Origin of the sequence: Bacillus sp. RZ2MS9, from assembly GCF_001816185.2 — a bacterium.
GTDB lineage: Bacteria > Bacillota > Bacilli > Bacillales > Bacillaceae_G > Bacillus_A > Bacillus_A cereus.
Genome location: NZ_CP049978.1, coordinates 4,485,198 through 4,505,869 on the forward strand (window position 1 = coordinate 4,485,198; position 20,672 = coordinate 4,505,869).

The window sequence follows — 20,672 nt, forward strand, 5'->3', positions numbered from 1 at the left end:
AAGCTTACTCTTTTACTTATGACGACGGTTTTTCCCACCAATTGGAATTGGTTTCGCTAAATATTTAATTCTTTCCATAATACGTGCTGCTTTCATTTCTTCAGCCTCACCACGCTGCGTATACGTTAAATGGTGTTCCAGTTGTTTAAAATCAAAATTAGACGTAAAGAACGTCGGTAAGTTTTCTAACATACGGAATTGCAAGATTGCACCAAGCACATCGTCACGCACAAAGCTTGACATCGCTTCTGCCCCGATATCGTCTAACATTAAAACTTGTACGCGTTTAACCGCATCAATCTTTTCACCAATCGAATTATCTTGAATTGAACTTTTAATTTCACGTAAAAATTCCGGGAAGTATACGAGCATCGAACTTATTTTCTTTCGAGCAAGCTCGTTCGCTATTGCTCCTAAAAGGTACGTTTTTCCTACACCAAATTTACCGTACAAATATAAACCTTGTGCTTTTTTACCTGGTTCATATGTACTTAAAAATTCATTCGCTGCACCAATTGCATCGATACGTGCATTTAAATCAGAAGGGTCTAAGTTTTCCATAGTTGCCTGCAAAATATCCGTTGGCATATATACACTTTGAACGAGTTTTTCATATTTCTTTCTCTCGTCATGCGCTACTTTTCTAACGCAGCGATCGTATTGAATATCAATCATCTTCCCTTGAATAACAAGCTTTGGCTCATAACCTTGTAGCATATTTTTACATGAACCTAAATCCGGACAATCCACGCAACCTACACTTTGTCCAATATATTCATATAACTTCACAAGACTGCGCTCAATCATAGAAGTCGTTACTTCACCCTTATGTTCGTCTATAAATTCTTTCACCCGCGGATGCGCCATTACTTCTGCCTTTAGTACTTCATATCTATTTTTAAAGTTTTCATTTTCCATTAATTTTGCAAATGAATTTTGAATATGCTCCATTTTCTCACCTCAAAGAGCGTTCATTCTCTTCTATTAATCACGCTTATATTTTTTTAACACTTCTTCTAGTCGTTTTCTTTCATCTTCTAGCGTACTTGCATCTTTTTCTACACTTGTATCTTTCTTCTCTGTTTCTTTCTCTTGTTCTTTCGGCTCTTCTTCCTTAAGCCAATCTGGCACCATTTCTTTCCGCACCGTTTTCTTCGCCGTACGGCCTTTTTTCTTCGTCTCAGCCCACTCTTGATATTGACGGTTCTCTTCTTTCGCTAACGCCATCGCGTCCGCTACTGTACCGACCTTTTTACGTGCCCAATGCCCAGCAATCTTCTCGACATACGTTTTCGCAAGTTTCATATCTGAGCGTAGCATAACGTAATAAATAAGTACATTCACAACTCCTGGTGTCAATTTTTGATTAATCATGACATCTTCAACGATCTGCAAGTCCGCTTTCGTTGCCTCTGCACCACCAGAAATCTCTTTCAATAGTTGTTTTGGCGAGATTTCCTCTAGCTGCTTTATTAACATCTCCTCTTGCGATGAAGGCTCTTTCTCTTTCATCGTACGTGCAGCATGAGGCTGTACTCTTTCACTTAATACCGGTAATGCTTGACCATTTTCAAATTGATACCAATCGCGCGCTCCTTTTCTAAGCCTTTCCGTATCAATTGTTTGCATCTCTGTCACTGCACCAAGAACGATATTTTGCATCGATAACACATCTACACCATACACGTAAGCAAGTGTTATAACGCAGTCTCTCACTTGATCTGTAATCGCCTTTTTAGGAACAAGAGCGGACAATCCATCTACAAATAAAGAGAAATCAAAGAAATCATTCCAAACTTTCGGAGCGTCTCCCTTCTCGTTACTTGGCATAGTTGTCGTTTTTGGAATACGAAGGTCTTCTTGCGCATGCTCAAGCTGTCCTGGATTAAACGAACCAAACACATCATTGAAAGAACGCGTAACATTTTCATAAGAAGCAAAATCAAATTCTTCTTCTAAGAAATATTGCTTTACTTGATTATATTTTGTCCGGCTCAATCGATTGTATAAAAAGATACTTAAAACAATATCATCAAAAAACTGCTTCGGAGATAAAGGTGGTTGCAACTCATATATGAACATTCGAATATCTTTTTCTTTCTTAATATATACCCTCAATAGCCCAATTGCCTCTAACTTTACTCGTTCCTCATATATTTCAGGAAGTTGCATTTGCATAGTCACCATAAGGGAATGATGCGTATTCTCTTTTCCAAATACACGATCTTGCTCTAGCTCTCCCCATAGTGTCATGTATAAGCTAAAAGCTCTACTACCTATTAACGGCTGATACAACATCGTTAACACTTTTCGGTCGTAATTGTGCAGTAGCCCTTTCGCACTTACTTTATAACGATCAATCGGCAATAGCTCCATCCATGACTGTTTTTCCATTCTTGCTTTTCCTTTCTCTCATCCAATCTATCCTCTACTTCATTCGTTCTATCTTCATTATATAAATTCTTAGTGAAAAAGAGCTATTAGCTTGCGCTTCTAGCTCTCTTATCCTATTACTTACGGTATGTAAAGAGAATAAAATACAACTTCTACTCTCTTTCTTTTTGCAGTATATCTTTTAATTCTTCAATAAATACATTTAAATCTTTAAATTGACGATATACAGAAGCAAAACGTACGTAAGCAACATCATCAATATCGCGAAGTTCTTCCATGACAATTTCACCAATCATATCACTTTTCACTTCTGATATACCTAAATTACGCAGTTCACGTTCCACGCTTTGTGTTACTTCTTCTAATTGTCTTAAAGATACTGGTCTTTTTTCACACGCTTTAATTAAACCACGTAAAATCTTTTCTTTATTAAACTCTTCTCGTGTGCCTTCTTTTTTTACAACGATAAGAGGTGACTCTTCTACCCTTTCAAAGGTCGTAAAGCGACTTAAGCAGCTTTCACACTCTCTCCTTCTTCGAATAGAGCGCCCCTCGTCTACCGGACGCGAATCTAACACTCTTGTACCATTATGAGAACAGGATGGACAACGCAATACATTCACTCCTTTACACTATACTCTTTATTTTTATCTACTCACTTCACCTAAAATATATATACAATATTATATAACTCATTCTAACTCTCTTACCACTTTAAGTTTCAGCGCATCACTTTATCATCTCATCCTTAAAAATAAGATGGTATATAGAGCACTACCTCATTTGCAAGAATCCAATTTATTCAACTAACGAGTACGTTATATTTTTCCTTTTTTATAAACTAAAAAAGAGGTGCATTATACACCTCTTTACATTTTAAATCAATTATGTTCTTTTTTAAAGAGCTTTTGTTTCTCTCTGCTTAATTTCGAAGCTACCAGTTCCTCGAGGAAGCTCGATGCTCTCACGCGTTTTCGCGTTTAAACCTTCTGCAATATATTCTGCAGCAACATTTGGATCAATACGATCCCCACAAGTATAAACATCAATACTTGCGTAACCGTGCTCCGGAAAGCTATGAATTGTTAAATGTGATTCCGAGATAATTACTACTCCACTTACACCTTGTGGTGCAAATTTATGGAAAGCAACCTCACGCACTTCAGCACCAGCTTTTAGTGCTGCATCCACAAATAATTGTTCAATATACGGCATGTCATTCAGTTTGTCGAAATCGCAATCCCAAAGTTCAGCAATCACGTGACGACCCATCGTATCCATAGTATCCATTCTACAGTTCCCCCTTGTAAATTTATTCTAACTGTTCGAATTGAAAACTAATTTGCAATTTGGCTTGCTCCACTACCACGGGGGAAAGTTAGTCCAGAGAGGTCCTAACCCTTTAAGTAGTGACTACGTACCTCAGCTCTTAAGTTTACGAGTGTTAGTATACTTTGTTTATTTTCATTTTGCAACAACAGTTTTTTCGATTTTCTGTCATATTTTCCTCTTTACTTTTCCCTAAAAAAAATAAACGATTCACAAATGCAGTAATCACAACGCTTCGTGGTATGTCCACTTTTTTAAATATACTTATATAATTTTTTTCCTTTTCAGAAAAAATTAAAAAAAGAGGGCAAATGTTGCCTTGCCCTCTCCTCCCTTATTCACTTAAATGTGTTGCACATTTTCTTGTTTCGCTAACTCTTCAACAACTAACGTTACAAGATCTACAACACGACGAGAGTAGCCCCACTCGTTATCATACCAAGCAAGTACTTTCACTTTACGATCACCCATTACCATTGTAGATAAACCATCAATAATAGCTGAGTGTGTATTTGTATTAAAGTCGATAGATACTAAAGGCTCTTCGCTGAATTCTACAATACCTTTTAACGCACCGTTTGCAACAGTTTTGAATGCATCGTTAATGGCTTCAACTGTCACATCGCGTTTTACATCTACTACTAAATCAACAAGAGACACGTTTGGTGTTGGTACACGAAGTGCCATACCATGAAGTTTTCCGTTTAAATGTGGAAGAACTTTTGCTAGCGCTTTCGCAGCACCTGTCGTTGTCGGAATGATTGATTGTCCGCAAGCACGTGCTCTTCTTAAATCTTTATGTGGGTTATCAATATTTTTTTGGTCATTTGTATAGGCGTGAACTGTCGTCATTAAACCGTTTTCAATTCCAAACTGCTCATCTAACACCTTCACAACAGGCGCTAAACAGTTTGTTGTACAAGATGCATTTGAAATAACAGTATGTTTTGTAATATCTAATTGGTCTTCGTTCACACCAACTACAATTGTTACATCTTCATTTTTACCAGGCGCTGTTAAAATTACTTTTTTCGCTCCAGCTTCAACGTGAAGAATTGCTTTTTCTTTTGAATTAAATTTACCAGTTGCTTCAATTACAACTTCAACACCTAAATCTGTCCAAGGCAATTCCTTTGGATCGCGGTTGTTTAAAAGGCGAATCATTTTTCCATCAACTAATAAGTGATCTTCAAATGCTTCTACTGTTCCGTCAAACTTGCCATGAACTGTATCATATTTAATTAAGTGTGCTAACGTTTCAGATGGATAGCTTGCATTGATTGCTACAATTTCGAATGCGCTTTCTTTTATTGCTTGACGAAATACCATTCTCCCAATACGTCCAAATCCATTAATTGCCACACGAGTCATAATATGTTATCCCCCTTGAATGCGTTATACTATTTATCTCCAATCCCAATAATAGTATAACACAAAAAGGGGATATGTCACTAAGCATTTTCATTAATTTCACAATTTTTTAGTCAATAATGTTCCACTTCTTTAAAATTACCTGCAATTGTGTTTTCGTTCCCATAATTGTGCCATCATTATTTATCACTTCATCTGCATTTTTCACTTTTTCTTCTAACGGCATTTGAGATTGAATACGAGCTGTTGCTTCTTCTTCTGAAAAGTTATTTCGTTTCATTAAACGTTCTAATTGCGTATGCGGCTTAACCGCTACAACTAAAATGCGGTCAACGAGACTTGTTAATTTGCTTTCAAATAAGAGAGGAATATCTAACACAACCGCTTGCATACCTTCTTTTATGTACATTTCCTTTTGCCTATTCATTTCCTCACGCACTGCAGGATGAACAATTTTATTTAACTGCAATCGTTTTTCTTCATTATAGAAAACGACACTTCCTAGTTTTGGACGATCTAGTTCTCCATCTTCTTGTAACACTTCCGTTCCAAATACTTCTACTATTTTGTTATATGCTGGTTTTCCTCGCTCTACAACTTCTCGTGCAATAATATCTGCATCAATAACTGGTATGCTCAGTTCACGAAACATTTGAGACACTGTACTTTTTCCACTTGCAATGCCTCCTGTTAATCCAATTACTACTGTCATCATAATCCTCCTCATAATAAAAGGCGCGAAACTAATGTTCCACGCCCATACTTACATTTTCCAAATTCCAATAATAATGAGTAATACTCCAGGCAGGAATGTAAATTTTTGTAACCACTTCATATTCGATAAAACCGTTCCAAGTTTCATTCCAATAAATAAAAACAAAGAACTCATAATTGCAACTAATATCGCCATCATAGCGGGTGCATACCCTAATAAAGATGCACCAATTCCGGCACCAAATGAGTCTACAGAAAGAGCGATACCCAGAAGCAATGCTTCTCCTGCAGAAATGGTTCCTGATTTATCAAAATCTGCTACAGTCGGTTTCCGTAAAATTTGAATCACTAGCCCTAGCGAGGCAATCTCTAATTTCCAGACCTTCTCCTCTTGCTTCGGTTCTTCTTTTTTCTCACTTCGAAAAAATTGATATAATACCCAAATCCCTATTCCAATAAGAACAAGCCCACCGATACGCGTTGCGATAACAGGTGAAAATACTTTCGCGATCATATGTCCAATTCCCATTGAAACAAGCATAACAGCCGCTGAACACATTCCGATAATTATAATTGATCTTAGTGGAATTCTTACGCTTCTTAAACCATATGTTAGCCCTACACTACAGCTATCCAAGCTTAATGTAAAAGCTAATAAAATAAGAGATAAATAAAGGTACATCGGTAAGCTCCTCCCTTATACATAGCTCTGCTGTATGTATATGACAAATGCCTATCCGATGTTATCTCTTTTCTATATTCTAGGCTGACAAATTGGGCAGTAATGCGTTCCTCGCCCGCCAACAACTGTTTTTTCTAATATCGTGCCACAAGTTACGCACGGCTCTCCTTTTTTCCCATATACATTTAGGAGTTCTTGGAACGAACCAATTTGCCCTTGTGAGTTGATATACGTCCGAATTGTACTTCCGCCACGCTTTACTGCTTCCCCTAGCGTTGTAACGGTAGCCTCATAAATTCGCTCAATTTCTTCTACTGTTAAAGACGAAGCTTCTCGTTCCGGGTGAATTTGAGAACGGAATAAAACTTCATCTACATATATATTTCCAAGCCCTACTAAAAGACGCTGATCCAGTAGCACAACTTTTATTTTACGATTTGTCTTTTGTAATCTTTCTTGTAAATACTGCGGTGTCATTTCAGCATCAAATGGCTCCGGACCTAAGTCCGCAAGAGGCATTTGGTTCATTTCTTCACCTTTCTTAAAGAGATGCATCGTACCAAACTTTCTCACATCTTTATAATGTAATTCCGTTCCATCTGTAAATAAGAAACGGACGTGCGTATGTTTATCAATCGGCTCATCCTCTTGATGTAGTAAAAACTTACCTTCCATACGCAAATGTGAAACAATAACATAATTCGTTACATATAAAAGCAAAAACTTTCCTCTTCGCTTTATATTTTCAATCTTCTCGCCTTTTAGCATTTCTTTAAAGATTTCTGCATCATCCGGTCGTTTCACTATTTTTGGATAAGTAACAATAACATCTTCAATCGTTTTTCCTGTTACAAGATTTTCAAGTGTCCGTCTGACGTTTTCAACCTCTGGTAATTCAGGCATTTCATCACTTCCTTATTTTGCGTCGTACCAAGTTGGACCGTAAGAATAATCAACTTTCAGCGGAACTGCAAGTTCAATTGCATGCTCCATTACTTCAGGTACAAGCTTCTCTAATTTTTCAATTTCTTCTTTTGGCGCTTCAAATATCAATTCATCGTGTACTTGCAGAAGAAGACGTGCTTGTAATCCTTCTTCTTCTAAACGATCCGCCATAATAATCATCGCTTTTTTAATAATATCTGCGGCAGTACCTTGAATTGGTGTATTCATCGCTGTACGCTCAGCGAAGCTACGTAAATTGAAATTACGACTTGTAATTTCTGGAATATAACGGCGACGATTTAATAATGTAGCCACATATCCTTTTTGTTTCGCATCTTTTACGATGTCCTCCATGTATTCTTGTACACCAGGGAAACTTTCTAAATACTTTTCAATAAATTCCGCTGCTGCTTTTCTTGTAATTCCTAAGTTTTGTGAAAGACCATAATCACTAATACCATATACAATTCCGAAGTTAACAGCTTTCGCTTGTCGTCTCATATTTGAAGTTACTTCATCTTTTTTAACGCCAAATACATCCATAGCTGTTTTCGTATGAATATCCATATCATGTTGGAATGCTTCAACTAGCCCTTTATCATTTGCAATATGAGCTAATACACGCAGTTCGATTTGTGAGTAATCAGCCGCATACATAATCCATCCTTCTTCTGACGGAACAAATGCCTGACGAATCTTTCTTCCTTCTTCTAATCGAATTGGGATATTTTGCAAGTTCGGATCCGTTGAACTTAATCGACCTGTTTGCGTTAACACTTGATTAAAGCGAGTATGAATTTTAGATGAATCTTCATGTACAACTTTCAGTAAACCTTCAATGTAAGTTGAATTTAGTTTCCCTAATTGACGATAATGTAAAATATTTGGAATAATTTCATGGTGATTCATAAGCTTATCTAGTACATCAGCTGACGTAGAATAACCTGTTTTCGTCTTTTTAATAACCGGCAAGTTTAAGTTCTCAAACAGAATAACACCAAGCTGCTTCGGTGAATTAATATTAAATTCTGTTCCCGCAAGCTTATAAATTTCCTGTTCCATTTCCTTTAATCTACCCGCAAGTTCTTCTCCCATATTACGAAGACGCTCTGTATCAACTTTTACACCCTTTACTTCCATATCAGCTAATACACGTGCAAGCGGCAATTCTAACTCTGTAAACAGTTCATATTGCTCATTCTTCTTTAACTCTTCAACGAATGTTTGCTTTACATCATATAATACATGCACTTTACGAGCCACATGCTCCGCTACTACCTCTAACTTTGGAACAGCACGCTTCGCACCTTTTCCGTAAACTTCTTCATCAGATTTCACAGCATGCGTTTCTTTCATTTTCGCTACAGTACGGAAGTCTTTATCCGTATCAGCTGGATCTAGTAAATAAGCAGCGATTAATAGATCAAAGTCAATCCCTTGCATATCTATCCCATTCCATTTCAGTGCAACGATTGCACGCTTCGCATCAAATGTATGCTTTCTCATTTCTCCATCTGCAAGCCACTCTTTAAAAGCATCTGACTTAAGAGCAATGTCTGTCTGAATAAAGTAACATCCATTTTCATTTTGAATACCGAAACCTTGAATGTCTGCTTTATGATAGTTATCTTCTTGTACTTCAACGATAAGCGCACTATCTTGCTGAAGCATTTCTTCTGTAACTTCTTCCACAATATCAAATGTAATATCATCTAATTCAGCTGGAGCAGTTTCTTCTGGCGTAACGCCTAATTTATTTAAAAGAGATGTAAATCCTAAACTCTCGAACATTGGAATGACATCACTTGCTTCATATCCTTTATACGCCATATCATCCACATGAACTGTAATCGGCGCATCTGTAATAATAGTTGCAAGATCCTTACTCATAAGAGCTTGTTCTTTATTTTCTTCCAGTTTTTCTTTTAATTTCTTCCCACTTACTTGATCTATATTTTCATACACCGCTTCAACCGTTCCAAACTGTGTTAACAATTTAATTGCCGTTTTTTCACCAACTCCTGGTACACCTGGTATATTATCTGACTGGTCTCCCATTAAACCTTTCATATCGATAATTTGCTTTGGTGATAAGCTGTATTTTTCAAATAAAGCTTCTTTCGTATATTCATCCACTTCTGTAATCCCTTTTCGCGGAATACATACAAGCGTGTTATCAGAAACAAGTTGAAGTAAATCTTTATCTCCTGAAATAACTTTTACACTTGCCCCTTGCTCACTCGCTTCTTTCGCTAACGTTCCCATGATGTCGTCCGCTTCATAATTTTCTAATTCATAACGCGGTACATTGAACGCATCCAGCATCTCACGAATAAATGGGAATTGCTCTGATAATTCAGGTGGAGTCTTTTGACGCCCTCCTTTATACTCACTATACGTTTTATGACGGAACGTTGTTTTGCCTGCATCAAACGCCACTAACATATGAGTTGGCTTTTCTTCCTCTAATATTCTCATTAACATCATTGTAAAACCGTAAATTGCGTTCGTATGTATACCTTTGTCGTTATTTAAAAGCGGTAGTGCAAAGAAAGCACGATACGCGATATTATTACCATCTACTAATACGACCTTTTTTTCCAAAATTGAAACCTCCCCATACAAATTTGAAATGATTTTTTTCACAGAAAAAAACCGTTCCTTTCCTCTCTCTATATTAACATGACTAATAGAGAGAAGAAAAATAACGGCTATTTTCTTTCATATATAAAACAGACTTATATTGGCATAAAGGGAAGTGACGAGAACAGCTTAACTATTCTCGTCCAAAATTACTCCTTGGATGAAGGGGTTTTCATGTATTATATTAACAGAGCTTTATTAATATTTAATTAAGCCATTGTTAATATATTGTAAACATCCTTCATCCTATTTTTCAGTTGCTGATTTCGGTAAAACAACTGTAAACGTTGTCCCTTCTCCAACTTCACTATCTACTGTAATCGTACCTTGATGCGCCTCAACTAAATGCTTTACGATCGACAATCCAAGGCCGGTACCACCAGTATTTCTACTTCTTGCTTTATCCACCCGGTAGAAACGTTCAAAAATACGCGGAATTTCCTCTTTACTAATACCAATTCCAGTATCCGATACTTTTATATAAGCATTATATTTATCTTCCGCTAACTCTACTGAAACAACGCCTCCAGCCGGTGTATATACGATTGCGTTATTAATTAAATTAATAAAGATTTGTTTCAAACGACTTGGATCTCCAATAACAGAGGCACGTTTTAATACATTCACTTGTAAAGAGATTTCTTTTTCTCCTGCTTTATTATCAAGCACCATATGAATATCTTCAAGCAGCCCCTTCATGTCAACGGTTCCCATATTTAATTTAAATCCTTGTTGTTCGATCTTCGACAAATCTAATAAATCTTCAATTAATCCTTGCATGCGCTCACTTTCTTTTAAAATAATGTGCAAGAAATGTTCGCAGAATTTTTTATTATCCATCGCTCCGTCTAAGAGTGTTTCTGAAAAACCTTTAATAGAAGTAATCGGTGTCTTTAATTCATGAGAAACATTCGCTAAAAAGTCTTTTCTCATTTGTTCTAATTTCTTTAACTCTGTTATGTCATGGAATACGAGAACAATCCCTTTCCATTCATGGTTTGTCCCGATAATAGGCGCTCCATATACTTCGAAATGCTTCCGTTCAATTCCAAGTGGTAATAACATTTGTTTACGCACTTTCACTTCTGTCATAAAGATTTCTTCTACAAGCTCAATAATTTCTGTATGATGAAACGATTCATAATATAAGCGATCTAAATATTCTTCATCTGTTACGTGGAAAGTTTCCTTATAAGAGCGGTTTACAAGGTTTATATATCCTCGGCTATCAATTAAAATCATTCCGCTTCCCATATTTTCAATTAACGTATGCAGACGATCTTGCTGCATTTCTTGTTCAAGTGTCATCTCTTGTAAATTTCGTGCTAAAATATTAATCGCTTTACTCAGCATTCCTGTTTCATCCGAATGACTTTCGTATGCACGTGCTTTATAATTACCCTTTGCCAATTCAATTGCAACTTTCGTAACCGATTCAATCGGCCTAATATATTGCCCTGTAATTTTCATACCTAAAAATACAACTACGAGACAAGCAATGACAAATCCGATAATTAATAATCCCCACGTTTTTTGATGTACGTCTCTTAAAGGATCAATTATACTTTTCACCAAAATGTATCCTTGTTTTCCTTCCACATCTTGAACGAACACCGCATGATAAAATTCATTCTTTCGATCCGTTTCTTTCGTAATCACTTTACTTCGTTGTTTTGCCACTTCCGAAGAAAGTTCTTTAATCGTCTCTGGACTAAATGCCAATTCTTGTCCTTTTCTATATTGAACTTTCTTTTTTTCATCCAAAAATACGATAGAAGCTGGTATTTTTTCTTCTAACTTTTCAAATACGTATGGATTTTTTAAGACATTATCAAAACCTTGCTCTTCTGCTAACGTCGCAACATACTCTGTCTCTTTTACCATTCTCTCTTTAGCATGATCTATATAGTAGTTTTCAAACACAGTTTCTAGTAATAAACCTAGTCCAACTAAAATAAATACAATAAGAGAAACAAATGTAAAAAGAAGCCTGGAACGAAATTTATTCATTCCCTTTTGGCTCCTCTAATTTATATCCTAAACCACGTATCGTTTTAATGTACGTCGGTTTTTTCGTATTTTGTTCAATTTTATCGCGCAAATGGCTAATATGAACATCAACAATTCGTGTATCACCAGCAAAATCGTAATTCCATACAGCACTTAATAATTGATCACGTGTCAACACGCGACTTTTATTTTTCGCAAGATACACAAGTAGTTCAAATTCTTTTGGTGTTAATTCAAGCTTTCTTCCTTGGAAATAAGCCTCATAAAACTCCGGTAAAATTTTAAGTTCTGCAATTGTGATGCTATCTTCATCTGGCGCTTCTGCAACTTGTTCTTCTTGTTGTAATTTCGTGCGGCGCAAAATCGCCTTCACACGAGCAACTACTTCTCTTGGACTAAATGGCTTTGTCATATAATCATCTGCCCCAAGTTCAAGGCCTAGCACCTTATCAAACTCATCATCTTTTGCCGTTAACATTAAAATCGGCGTCATAACGCGCTGCAATCGTAATTCTTTACACACTTCCATACCATCCATTTTCGGAAGCATTAAATCTAATATAATTAAATCTGGGCGTTCTGTTGTCGCTTTTTGAAGCGCCATTTCTCCATCCATCGCTGTTATAACTTCAAACCCAGCTTGTTGTAAATTAAATTCGATTAAAGTTAAGATAAATTCCTCATCATCAACTACTAAAATACGATTGTTCATTCTTTTCCTCCAAGTTATAGACTTGAAACCTTCTTCATCCTAGTATTTTCCCCGTTATTCTCATCATACTAGAAAACAAGGTCCCTCTCAATATAATTGTCTATTCATGGATTCGGATTGTGCTATTGTTATTCCTAAAAACAATTACGTTCGCCTCAATTATGTTTTGTTATCCATACTTTATATACTTCCATATCGTTATTAAATTCTACTTCCGTATGAATATTGAGTTCTCGATTTTGCGCTAAGAGAAAAGATAAAGCATACGCTATTTTATAATCTGGTGTTTCATATCCATCAAATACTCTCCCGTACATTTCATTCACAAACCCGTCTGCCCACACTTCAGCTTTTCTTACCGTTTCAAAGATCACTCTTCTCTTTTCCACCTCACCTAAAAAACCACTCCTTTAATTGACTTCAATTACCGATAATTATATTATTAATCTTAATATATAAATTAACAATATACAGAGGTCTATTATGCGACTAATACTATCCATTCTATCTTTAGCAGTCACATGTATCCTTGCTTTTAACGCTCCGAGCTGGGATACGATTAAAACGGGGTGCTCAGAATTTGCTGAAGGGTTCAAAGAAGGGTTCTTCAACTAAAAATAGCGCTAGCATCCTTATTAAAGGTATGCTAGCGCTATTCATATTTTCATCTTTTAAAAATTATCTAATGCTTTTTCCATAATGGAAACAGATTTAAAAGGTGGCGTTACTGTTAATGAACCTTTCACAACAGTTTCTCCTTTTTCATCATGAGCAGATACAAGCATATCAATTGTATGTTCCTCCTCAGAAACAGCCACAACTTCAAAGTGGATTTGTAACGTTTCATAATGGTGAACATGTTTCACGAATGTAAGGTCCTTTCTCGTAATATGACTTCCTGGACCCGGTAAATATTTCGTAACCGCCGTTGTAATCATTCCCGTTAGCATAATGCTTGGTACAATCGGCTTTTCATACGGAGTTTGGGATGCGTAATCATGCTGAATATATAATGGATTGGCATCATTCGTTAACCCTAAGTACAATAACAAATCTTTATCCTCAATTTTTTCAGTGATAGATAATTTCTCTCCTACTGTAATTTCATCCATTTTACGACCAATTTGAACTTTTTTCTTTAACATGTTACAACCCCCTCCGATTTTTTCACCTTATTATCCTACTAAAAGCGATACCTTATCCGAAATTTACTATGATGAGGGCAATGTATAGTATAAATCTACAGTTTCATTATAGGATATTACAAATGATAGCGTTTTCATATTATTTCAAAAAAACAATTCGGTAAATAGTAGAAAAAGATTCGGAATCCCGAATCTTTTTCACTACTATTCAATTATTAAACAAGAACTTTCATTACGTTACGTACAGATTCTACAGAGCGATCTAACGCTTCTTTTTCATCTGCAAGAAGTTCTAATTCAATAATTTTTTCAATTCCGTTACCACCTAGAATTACTGGTACCCCTAAGTAAAGGTCACTATAACCATACTCACCTTCAAGGTACGCAATAGCCGGTAATACACGGCGTTGATCTTTTAAGATTGCTTCTGTCATTTCAACTAAAGAAGCTGCTGGTGCGTAATATGCACTACCGTTTCCTAATAAGCCTACAATCTCACCGCCACCTTTACGTGTACGTTCTACGATTGCTTCTAAACGCTCTTTCGGAATTAACGTTTCTAACGGAATACCGCCTGCATATGAATAACGCACAAGAGGTACCATGTCGTCACCGTGTCCACCAAGAACAAATCCTGTAATATCTTTTACAGAAAGATTTAATTCTTGTGCGATGAATGTACGGAAACGAGCTGTATCTAATACACCCGATTGACCGATAACACGCTCTTTCGGGAATCCTGCTTCTTTAAATACAGAATATGTCATTGCATCAACTGGATTTGTTAACACAACAATAATTGCATTTGGTGAATGTTTTGCAATGTCGCGCGTAATACTTTTCATAATTTTAGAGTTTGTTGCTACTAAGTCATCACGGCTCATACCAGGCTTACGTGCAATACCTGCTGTAATAACGACAACGTCAGAATCAGCAGTATCTGCGTAATCAGATGTTCCAATAATGTTAGCATCAAAACCTTGTACTGGGCTCGCTTCTAACATATCTAACGCTTTCCCTTTTGTTGGATTTTCCAGTTGTGGAATGTCCACTAATACAACATCTGCCAGTTCTTTTTGTGCTAATAAGAATGCCGTTGTTGCTCCTGTAAATCCTGCACCGATGACTGAAACCTTCTTGCGTTTGATTGTCATAATTTACCCCCCGCTTTAATTATGCGTTTTTGATTATCGCTACATCCATGTTTTTAATAAGTTCATTAGCGAACTCAGAACATTTCACTTCTGTTGCACCTTCCATTAAGCGTGCGAAATCATAAGTTACTACTTTTGAAGCAATTGTTTTCTCAACAGAAGCAGTTACTAATTTCGCAGCTTCGTTCCATCCTAAGTGTTCTAATAATAATACACCTGAAAGAAGAACAGAAGATGGGTTTACTTTATCTAAACCTGCATATTTTGGAGCTGTACCGTGTGTAGCTTCAAAGATAGCATGTCCAGTCACATAGTTAATGTTTGCACCAGGTGCAATACCAATTCCACCTACTTGTGCAGCAAGTGCATCAGAGATATAGTCACCATTTAAGTTCATTGTTGCAACAACATCGAACTCACGTGGACGAGTTAAAATTTGTTGTAAGAAGATGTCTGCAATAGAATCTTTTACGATGATTTTTCCAGCCACTTCAGCGTCTGCCATCGCTTTATTCGCTGCATCTTTACCATCTTTTTCAACGATACGATCGTATTCAGCCCAAGTAAATACTTTGTCGCCGAATTCTTGTTCCGCTACTTCGTAACCCCAGTTTTTGAAAGCACCTTCTGTAAATTTCATAATGTTTCCTTTATGAACTAATGTAACAGAAGAGCGTTTTTCGTTAATTGCATATTGAATTGCAGCACGAACAAGACGCTTTGTCCCTTCTTCTGAAATCGGCTTAATACCAATACCAGATGTTTCTGGGAAGCGGATTTTATTAACACCCATTGCTTCTTTTAAGAAAGCAAGAACTTTTTCTGCTTCTGGAGATCCTTGTGCATATTCAATTCCAGCATAAATGTCTTCTGTATTTTCACGGAAAATAACCATATCAGTATCTTCCGGACGTTTTACAGGTGAAGGAACACCTTCAAAATAACGAACTGGACGTAGACATACATATAAATCTAATTCTTGACGAAGTGCTACGTTTAGAGAACGAATACCACCGCCAACTGGAGTTGTAAGTGGACCTTTAATCGCGATTAAATATTCACGAATTAAGTTTAAAGTTTCTTCTGGTAACCACTCGCCTGTTTGGTTGAATGCTTTTTCCCCTGCAAGCACTTCTTTCCAAACGATTTTCTTCTCACCATCATAAGCTTTTTCAACTGCTGCTTCTAGTACGCGAGATGCAGCCGCCCAAATATCAGGACCAATTCCATCTCCCTCGATAAATGGAATAATCGGATTGTTTGGTACATTCATAACACCATTAGTTACAGTAATTTTTTCACCTGTCGTCAATGTGATAACCCCCATGTTTGAAATTTCATATGTATGAAACTGAGGGAATAACCCCTCAGTTCAAACCGTTAGTCAAATTAAAATATTCTAATCATTACATCTTTCCGAAAAAATCAGACTTTTGAAAGCGTATTTTCACTATCAAAATAGTGTTATTCGCTTATCGTTGTGCAATTGGAACATACACTTGATGCGTTGGTCCATTATAATCAGCACGCGGACGAATTAAACGGTTGTTTTCATATTGTTCTAGAATATGAGCTAACCAGCCTGACATACGGCTAATTGCAAAAATAGGTGTAAATAAGTCATGGTCAATTCCTAAACAATGGTATACAGAAGCTGAATAGAAATCAACATTTGGTGGAAGACCTTTTTCTTTTGTTACAATGTCTTCAATTTTGATAGACATATTATACCATTTCTCTTCTCCTAAAAGCACGCATAATCTCTTAGACATTTCACGTAAGTGTTTTGCACGTGGATCACCCTGCTCATACACACGGTGGCCAAAGCCCATGATTTTCACTTTATTTTGAAGAGCATTATGAATATATGACTCTACATTTTCTTCTTCACCAATCTCAGTTAACATCTTCATTACATTTTCATTTGCCCCACCGTGAAGAGGACCTTTTAATGCACCGATTGCTGCTGTAATACCAGAATATACATCTGAAAGTGTAGCTACGCAAACACGTGCAGTAAATGTAGAAGCGTTTAACTCATGATCTGCATGAAGTACAAGCGCCTTATCAAAAGCTTCAATTTCAACTTCATTTGGCTCGCGATCATTTAACATGTACAAGAAGTTTGCAGCTAATGATAAATCCTTTCTTGGCTCAACAATATCTAAACCTTTACGGATTCTCGCGTAAGCAGCAACTAAAGTTCCGACTTGTGCCTGTAATTTAACCGCTTTCAAATAATTGGACTTTTCATCCATAATTTCAGCGCTCTCATCGTATAATGATAGCATGGAAATTGCAGTTCGTAAAACAGACATCGGATGTGCAATTTTTAAATCTACTTGTTTCAAATATGTTAAAATCTCACCTGGAACTTTATAGTATTCAGATACAATTTCATTAAATTCCGCTAGTTCTTTTTCATTAGGAAGCTTGCGGTGCCATAATAAGTACACTACTTCTTCAAACGTAGCATTCTCAGCTAAATCATCAATATTATACCCAACATAAGTTAATGTATCATCAATAATAGAGCTCACAGATGATGTTGTTGCTACTACCCCTTCTAAACCTCGAATAACAGTCATGACATTCTCTCCTTTTCCTGAAAATTCTCCCAACCTTGCTCCTTATATCTATTTGCTCCCCTTATGAATTATGAACGCCCGTTCACTCTTTAGGCAAGCAAAATGCACGATCATGCAAATTTGTTGCGATGTTCCCCTCTTATTGTCCATTGTTTACATGGAAAGCATGAGCGTGAATGTCTCCCCGAATCCTCACGCTCAAAACAACAAGTTAGTGAGGAAAATACATTCCGAAGAGTTTTATGATAAAAACAACATAAAACAATATCATTATAAAATTGTTTTATGTTGTTTTTATTTTATCTGGTGTAAAGTCTCTGCTGTTATGTAACTTTTCAAAGTTTCTAATCCTATTATAAACAATTATCTGACTTTTGTGAACAGAAAGAATTCAAAAATTTTATATTACTATAAAATTCCTTATTTAAACATCTGTATAATACTCATAACCGCATAGGCAATTCCAGCCCCAATTAACGGACCAACAGCAACCCCATTAAATAGCGCAACCGCTATAATTGTCCCAAAAACAAGCGCAGTTGTAATGTGAGGATCCGTCGTCAACAATTGTACGCCGCCTTTCGCTAACAAAGCGACCGCTACACCTGAAGCTAAAGCAATCCACGCATAATAAGATTTCGCCGCTTCTCCAAGTTGTTTAAAACCTATTTCCCCTGTCGCAATCGGTACGAGCACCGCTATTGTAATGACCGTTACACCTAGGTTAATTCCTTTCGTTTGTAAATAAGGAAAGACCTTATCTCCTAAAAACGTAAACTTCAATAAAAATAACACGCCAATAGCTACAGTAAGCGATTGGTTTTTAGCAATAAGTCCTATAATAAGTAGTATGAATAAAAATAACGTTGACTGACTAATCATGTTTGCACTTCCTTTCTGAAAATAATGAACTCATTTCCAAACAAAAATACCTTTAAACCTATCGTTATACATGCTATATCGATGCCTATTCAACATGAATCACTTCATTTTTTATGTATTTTAAAATGACAAACTGAGACTTTCACCATCAAAATTTAAGCATGTATACATTTTAAAAAACGGGCGTCTCTTCTTTCTTTTCTAATTAGAAACAGGTAAAATAAAAAGAAGAGAAAATGAAGTTTTTACCATATAGTAGAAGCATCAACACCAAGCTTTCACAGTCACTCACATACTGAAAAAGCAGGAAAAATCCATCATTCCACTATAACATAAAGTGAAACTTTAATCAGTGGGGCATTTTCCACTGATTATTAGCCTTCACCAATCGGGCTTTTACGGGCAGTTTATCTCCAGCTAACTCCTTTGATCCAGCCGCACTTCGGGTAGGAGATTTACTTGCCCGCAAATAGCGGGGTAAAGTGAAACTTTAATCAGTGGAGCACACTCGTTATAAGTTGAACGAATTAGGATAATCCAAATTGGAATGGGAGGTATACATCTTTGAACCGAAACTTACTATATATGATATTGCGACTCATATTTGTCATTGTAGCAACGGTAGCTGGGTTCTATGTATTACTATACATGTCAGGGCTTATCTATCCTTTTATTATCGCTTTTGCATTTGCTTATTTGATTAATCCTGTCGTCAATTTCCTTAATCAAAAACTACAATTTCCTCGCGCACTAGCAGTACTCGTTAGCTTAATTCTCGTATTTGGAGCTATCGTTGGACTTGTTACATATCTTGTGACTGAAGCAATATCTGCCACAACATACTTACTACAACTTGTTACAGTAAAGTTTCCAGATATCGTTACATTCGCTCAGCAATTTGCACTTAATCATATTATGCCTCTCTACGATGATTTAATCTCTAAATTTAATCATCTTGGAGAACCACAGCGCTATACAATTACACAAAACATTCAAAACTTAGGAACAGAAGCAACAACACAAATGAAAGAACTTTTAACCGCCATTATAAGCGGGTTAACGAATTTCATTAGTGCACTGCCAACAACTTTAACTGTTCTTGTATTCATTTTATTAGCCACTTTCTTCATTAGTTACGATTGGCACCGTCTTGCTCAGAAAGCAAGAAAATTGCTACCGAATCGTGTACATGGCTATGGAAAAACTATTTTTGTCGACTTAAGAAAAGCTTTGTTTGGTTTTGTGAAAGCACAACTTACACTCGTATCTATGACAACCGTCATTGTACTAATCGGACTTTTAATATTACGCGTACCATACGCCATTACTATTGCGATTATTACAGGAGTTGTAGATTTACTACCATACTTAGGAACAGGCGCAGTCTTCGTTCCATGGGTTATATACGTATTTTTCACTGGCGATACCGCATTCGCCATTGGTCTTCTCATTTTATACATCGTCGTGATTGTCCAAAGACAAATTATGGAGCCGAAAGTACTTTCATCTAACATCGGTCTCGATCCATTAGCAACACTCGTCGCTCTATTTGTCGGCTTTAAACTTTTTGGCTTTTTAGGATTAATCATCGGCCCAGTCACCTTAGTACTACTTAATACATTACACAAAGCTAATGTCTTCCATGACTTGTGGAAATATATTAAAGGTTCACCTTCAAAATAATAGTTTCTAATTCATACACAACAAAAAACTTACATGTAATCAGTGGGAATTTCCCACTGATTATTCCTTGTACTTATTTTTCATACTCATTACATAAAACAAGAGAATTGCACTCAGAAAAGATAATTCTCTTGTTTTTTTGCATAAAAAACGCATATTTCGTGGTGTTTTTACATATTTATTCTATTTATTTTATAATTATCATTTACATTTATTACTTTTTATGTAAATGAATAAATATACAAAATAGCATAAAACAAGACTTCAACTAACAATCTCCGCCTTTTTATATGAATTTTTTACACCAATCGTCCCTTTATATAAGAAAGCAAAAATTTAATTCAGCAGCGTTTCCCTCCATCTTATTCATCTAAATTAATAGCACTAAAAAATCACAAGTTTAATCGAAGTACACACAAG

The 20,672-nt window shown here is 36.3% G+C and carries 17 protein-coding genes and 1 pseudogene; 1 reads left to right on the forward strand and 17 read right to left on the reverse strand.

Annotated elements, in window-relative coordinates:
• Positions 1–12 precede the first annotated feature (12 nt).
• The 17 genes and pseudogenes from dnaI to BHV55_RS22950 all read right to left on the reverse strand — a co-directional run bounded on the left by dnaI (position 13) and on the right by BHV55_RS22950 (position 18,569).
• Positions 13–951, reverse strand: coding sequence for a primosomal protein DnaI (gene dnaI / locus BHV55_RS22870; protein WP_000400104.1), 939 nt, complete (start codon positions 949–951; stop codon positions 13–15).
• A gap of 33 nt (positions 952–984) precedes the next feature.
• Entirely contained in the window at positions 985–2,394 is a 1,410-nt protein-coding gene (locus BHV55_RS22875; RefSeq protein ID WP_016110776.1) for a replication initiation and membrane attachment family protein, read from the reverse strand.
• 152 nt (positions 2,395–2,546) lie between these two features.
• Positions 2,547–3,008: a transcriptional regulator NrdR gene (nrdR, locus tag BHV55_RS22880; RefSeq protein WP_001203687.1), complete on the reverse strand. Its 462-nt coding sequence runs from the start codon at positions 3,006–3,008 to the stop codon at positions 2,547–2,549.
• Positions 3,009–3,291: 283 nt separating this feature from the next.
• On the reverse strand, positions 3,292–3,675 hold the full coding sequence (gene speD, locus BHV55_RS22885; RefSeq protein ID WP_098413228.1) for an adenosylmethionine decarboxylase: 384 nt from the start codon (positions 3,673–3,675) through the stop codon (positions 3,292–3,294).
• A gap of 390 nt (positions 3,676–4,065) precedes the next feature.
• Complete coding sequence (locus BHV55_RS22890; RefSeq protein WP_000198974.1) at positions 4,066–5,094, reverse strand: glyceraldehyde-3-phosphate dehydrogenase; 1,029 nt, start codon at positions 5,092–5,094, stop codon at positions 4,066–4,068.
• A gap of 109 nt (positions 5,095–5,203) precedes the next feature.
• The gene (coaE, locus tag BHV55_RS22895) at positions 5,204–5,806 is read right to left on the reverse strand and encodes a dephospho-CoA kinase (RefSeq protein ID WP_000219315.1); all 603 of its coding nucleotides are present in this window, start codon (positions 5,804–5,806) and stop codon (positions 5,204–5,206) included.
• Positions 5,807–5,857: 51 nt separating this feature from the next.
• On the reverse strand, positions 5,858–6,490 hold the full coding sequence (gene ytaF, locus BHV55_RS22900; protein WP_000281743.1) for a sporulation membrane protein YtaF: 633 nt from the start codon (positions 6,488–6,490) through the stop codon (positions 5,858–5,860).
• 72 nt (positions 6,491–6,562) lie between these two features.
• Positions 6,563–7,393: a DNA-formamidopyrimidine glycosylase gene (gene mutM / locus BHV55_RS22905; RefSeq protein ID WP_001114478.1), complete on the reverse strand. Its 831-nt coding sequence runs from the start codon at positions 7,391–7,393 to the stop codon at positions 6,563–6,565.
• A gap of 12 nt (positions 7,394–7,405) precedes the next feature.
• On the reverse strand, positions 7,406–10,039 hold the full coding sequence (gene polA / locus BHV55_RS22910; RefSeq protein WP_000412804.1) for a DNA polymerase I: 2,634 nt from the start codon (positions 10,037–10,039) through the stop codon (positions 7,406–7,408).
• A gap of 285 nt (positions 10,040–10,324) precedes the next feature.
• Positions 10,325–12,088, reverse strand: a complete 1,764-nt coding sequence (gene phoR / locus BHV55_RS22915) for a sensory box histidine kinase PhoR (protein ID WP_001032106.1) — start codon at positions 12,086–12,088, stop codon at positions 10,325–10,327.
• On the reverse strand, positions 12,081–12,800 hold the full coding sequence (gene phoP / locus BHV55_RS22920; RefSeq protein WP_001065220.1) for a two-component system response regulator PhoP: 720 nt from the start codon (positions 12,798–12,800) through the stop codon (positions 12,081–12,083). The genes phoR and phoP overlap by 8 nt, the downstream gene beginning before the upstream one ends.
• Before the next feature lie 155 nt (positions 12,801–12,955).
• Positions 12,956–13,194: pseudogene (locus BHV55_RS22925) on the reverse strand (hypothetical protein).
• Positions 13,195–13,471: 277 nt separating this feature from the next.
• Positions 13,472–13,945, reverse strand: a complete 474-nt coding sequence (locus BHV55_RS22930) for a MaoC family dehydratase (protein WP_000914180.1) — start codon at positions 13,943–13,945, stop codon at positions 13,472–13,474.
• 215 nt (positions 13,946–14,160) lie between these two features.
• Positions 14,161–15,099 (reverse strand): malate dehydrogenase, encoded by a 939-nt coding sequence (gene mdh, locus BHV55_RS22935; RefSeq protein WP_000153232.1) that lies wholly within the window; start codon positions 15,097–15,099, stop codon positions 14,161–14,163.
• 19 nt (positions 15,100–15,118) lie between these two features.
• Positions 15,119–16,411 carry an NADP-dependent isocitrate dehydrogenase gene (icd, locus tag BHV55_RS22940; protein WP_000206898.1) on the reverse strand — a complete coding sequence of 431 codons (1,293 nt, stop codon included), beginning with the start codon at positions 16,409–16,411 and terminating at the stop codon, positions 15,119–15,121.
• A gap of 160 nt (positions 16,412–16,571) precedes the next feature.
• A complete protein-coding gene (citZ, locus tag BHV55_RS22945) occupies positions 16,572–17,720 on the reverse strand; it encodes a citrate synthase (RefSeq protein WP_000503652.1) in 1,149 nt (382 codons plus the stop codon).
• A 387-nt stretch (positions 17,721–18,107) separates the two neighbouring features.
• Entirely contained in the window at positions 18,108–18,569 is a 462-nt protein-coding gene (locus BHV55_RS22950; protein WP_000625507.1) for a DUF441 domain-containing protein, read from the reverse strand.
• A 564-nt stretch (positions 18,570–19,133) separates the two neighbouring features.
• Between BHV55_RS22950 and ytvI the strand changes: the two genes are divergently transcribed.
• Positions 19,134–20,252, forward strand: a complete 1,119-nt coding sequence (gene ytvI, locus BHV55_RS22955; protein WP_001081388.1) for a sporulation integral membrane protein YtvI — start codon at positions 19,134–19,136, stop codon at positions 20,250–20,252.
• The last annotated feature ends 420 nt before the right edge of the window (positions 20,253–20,672 follow it).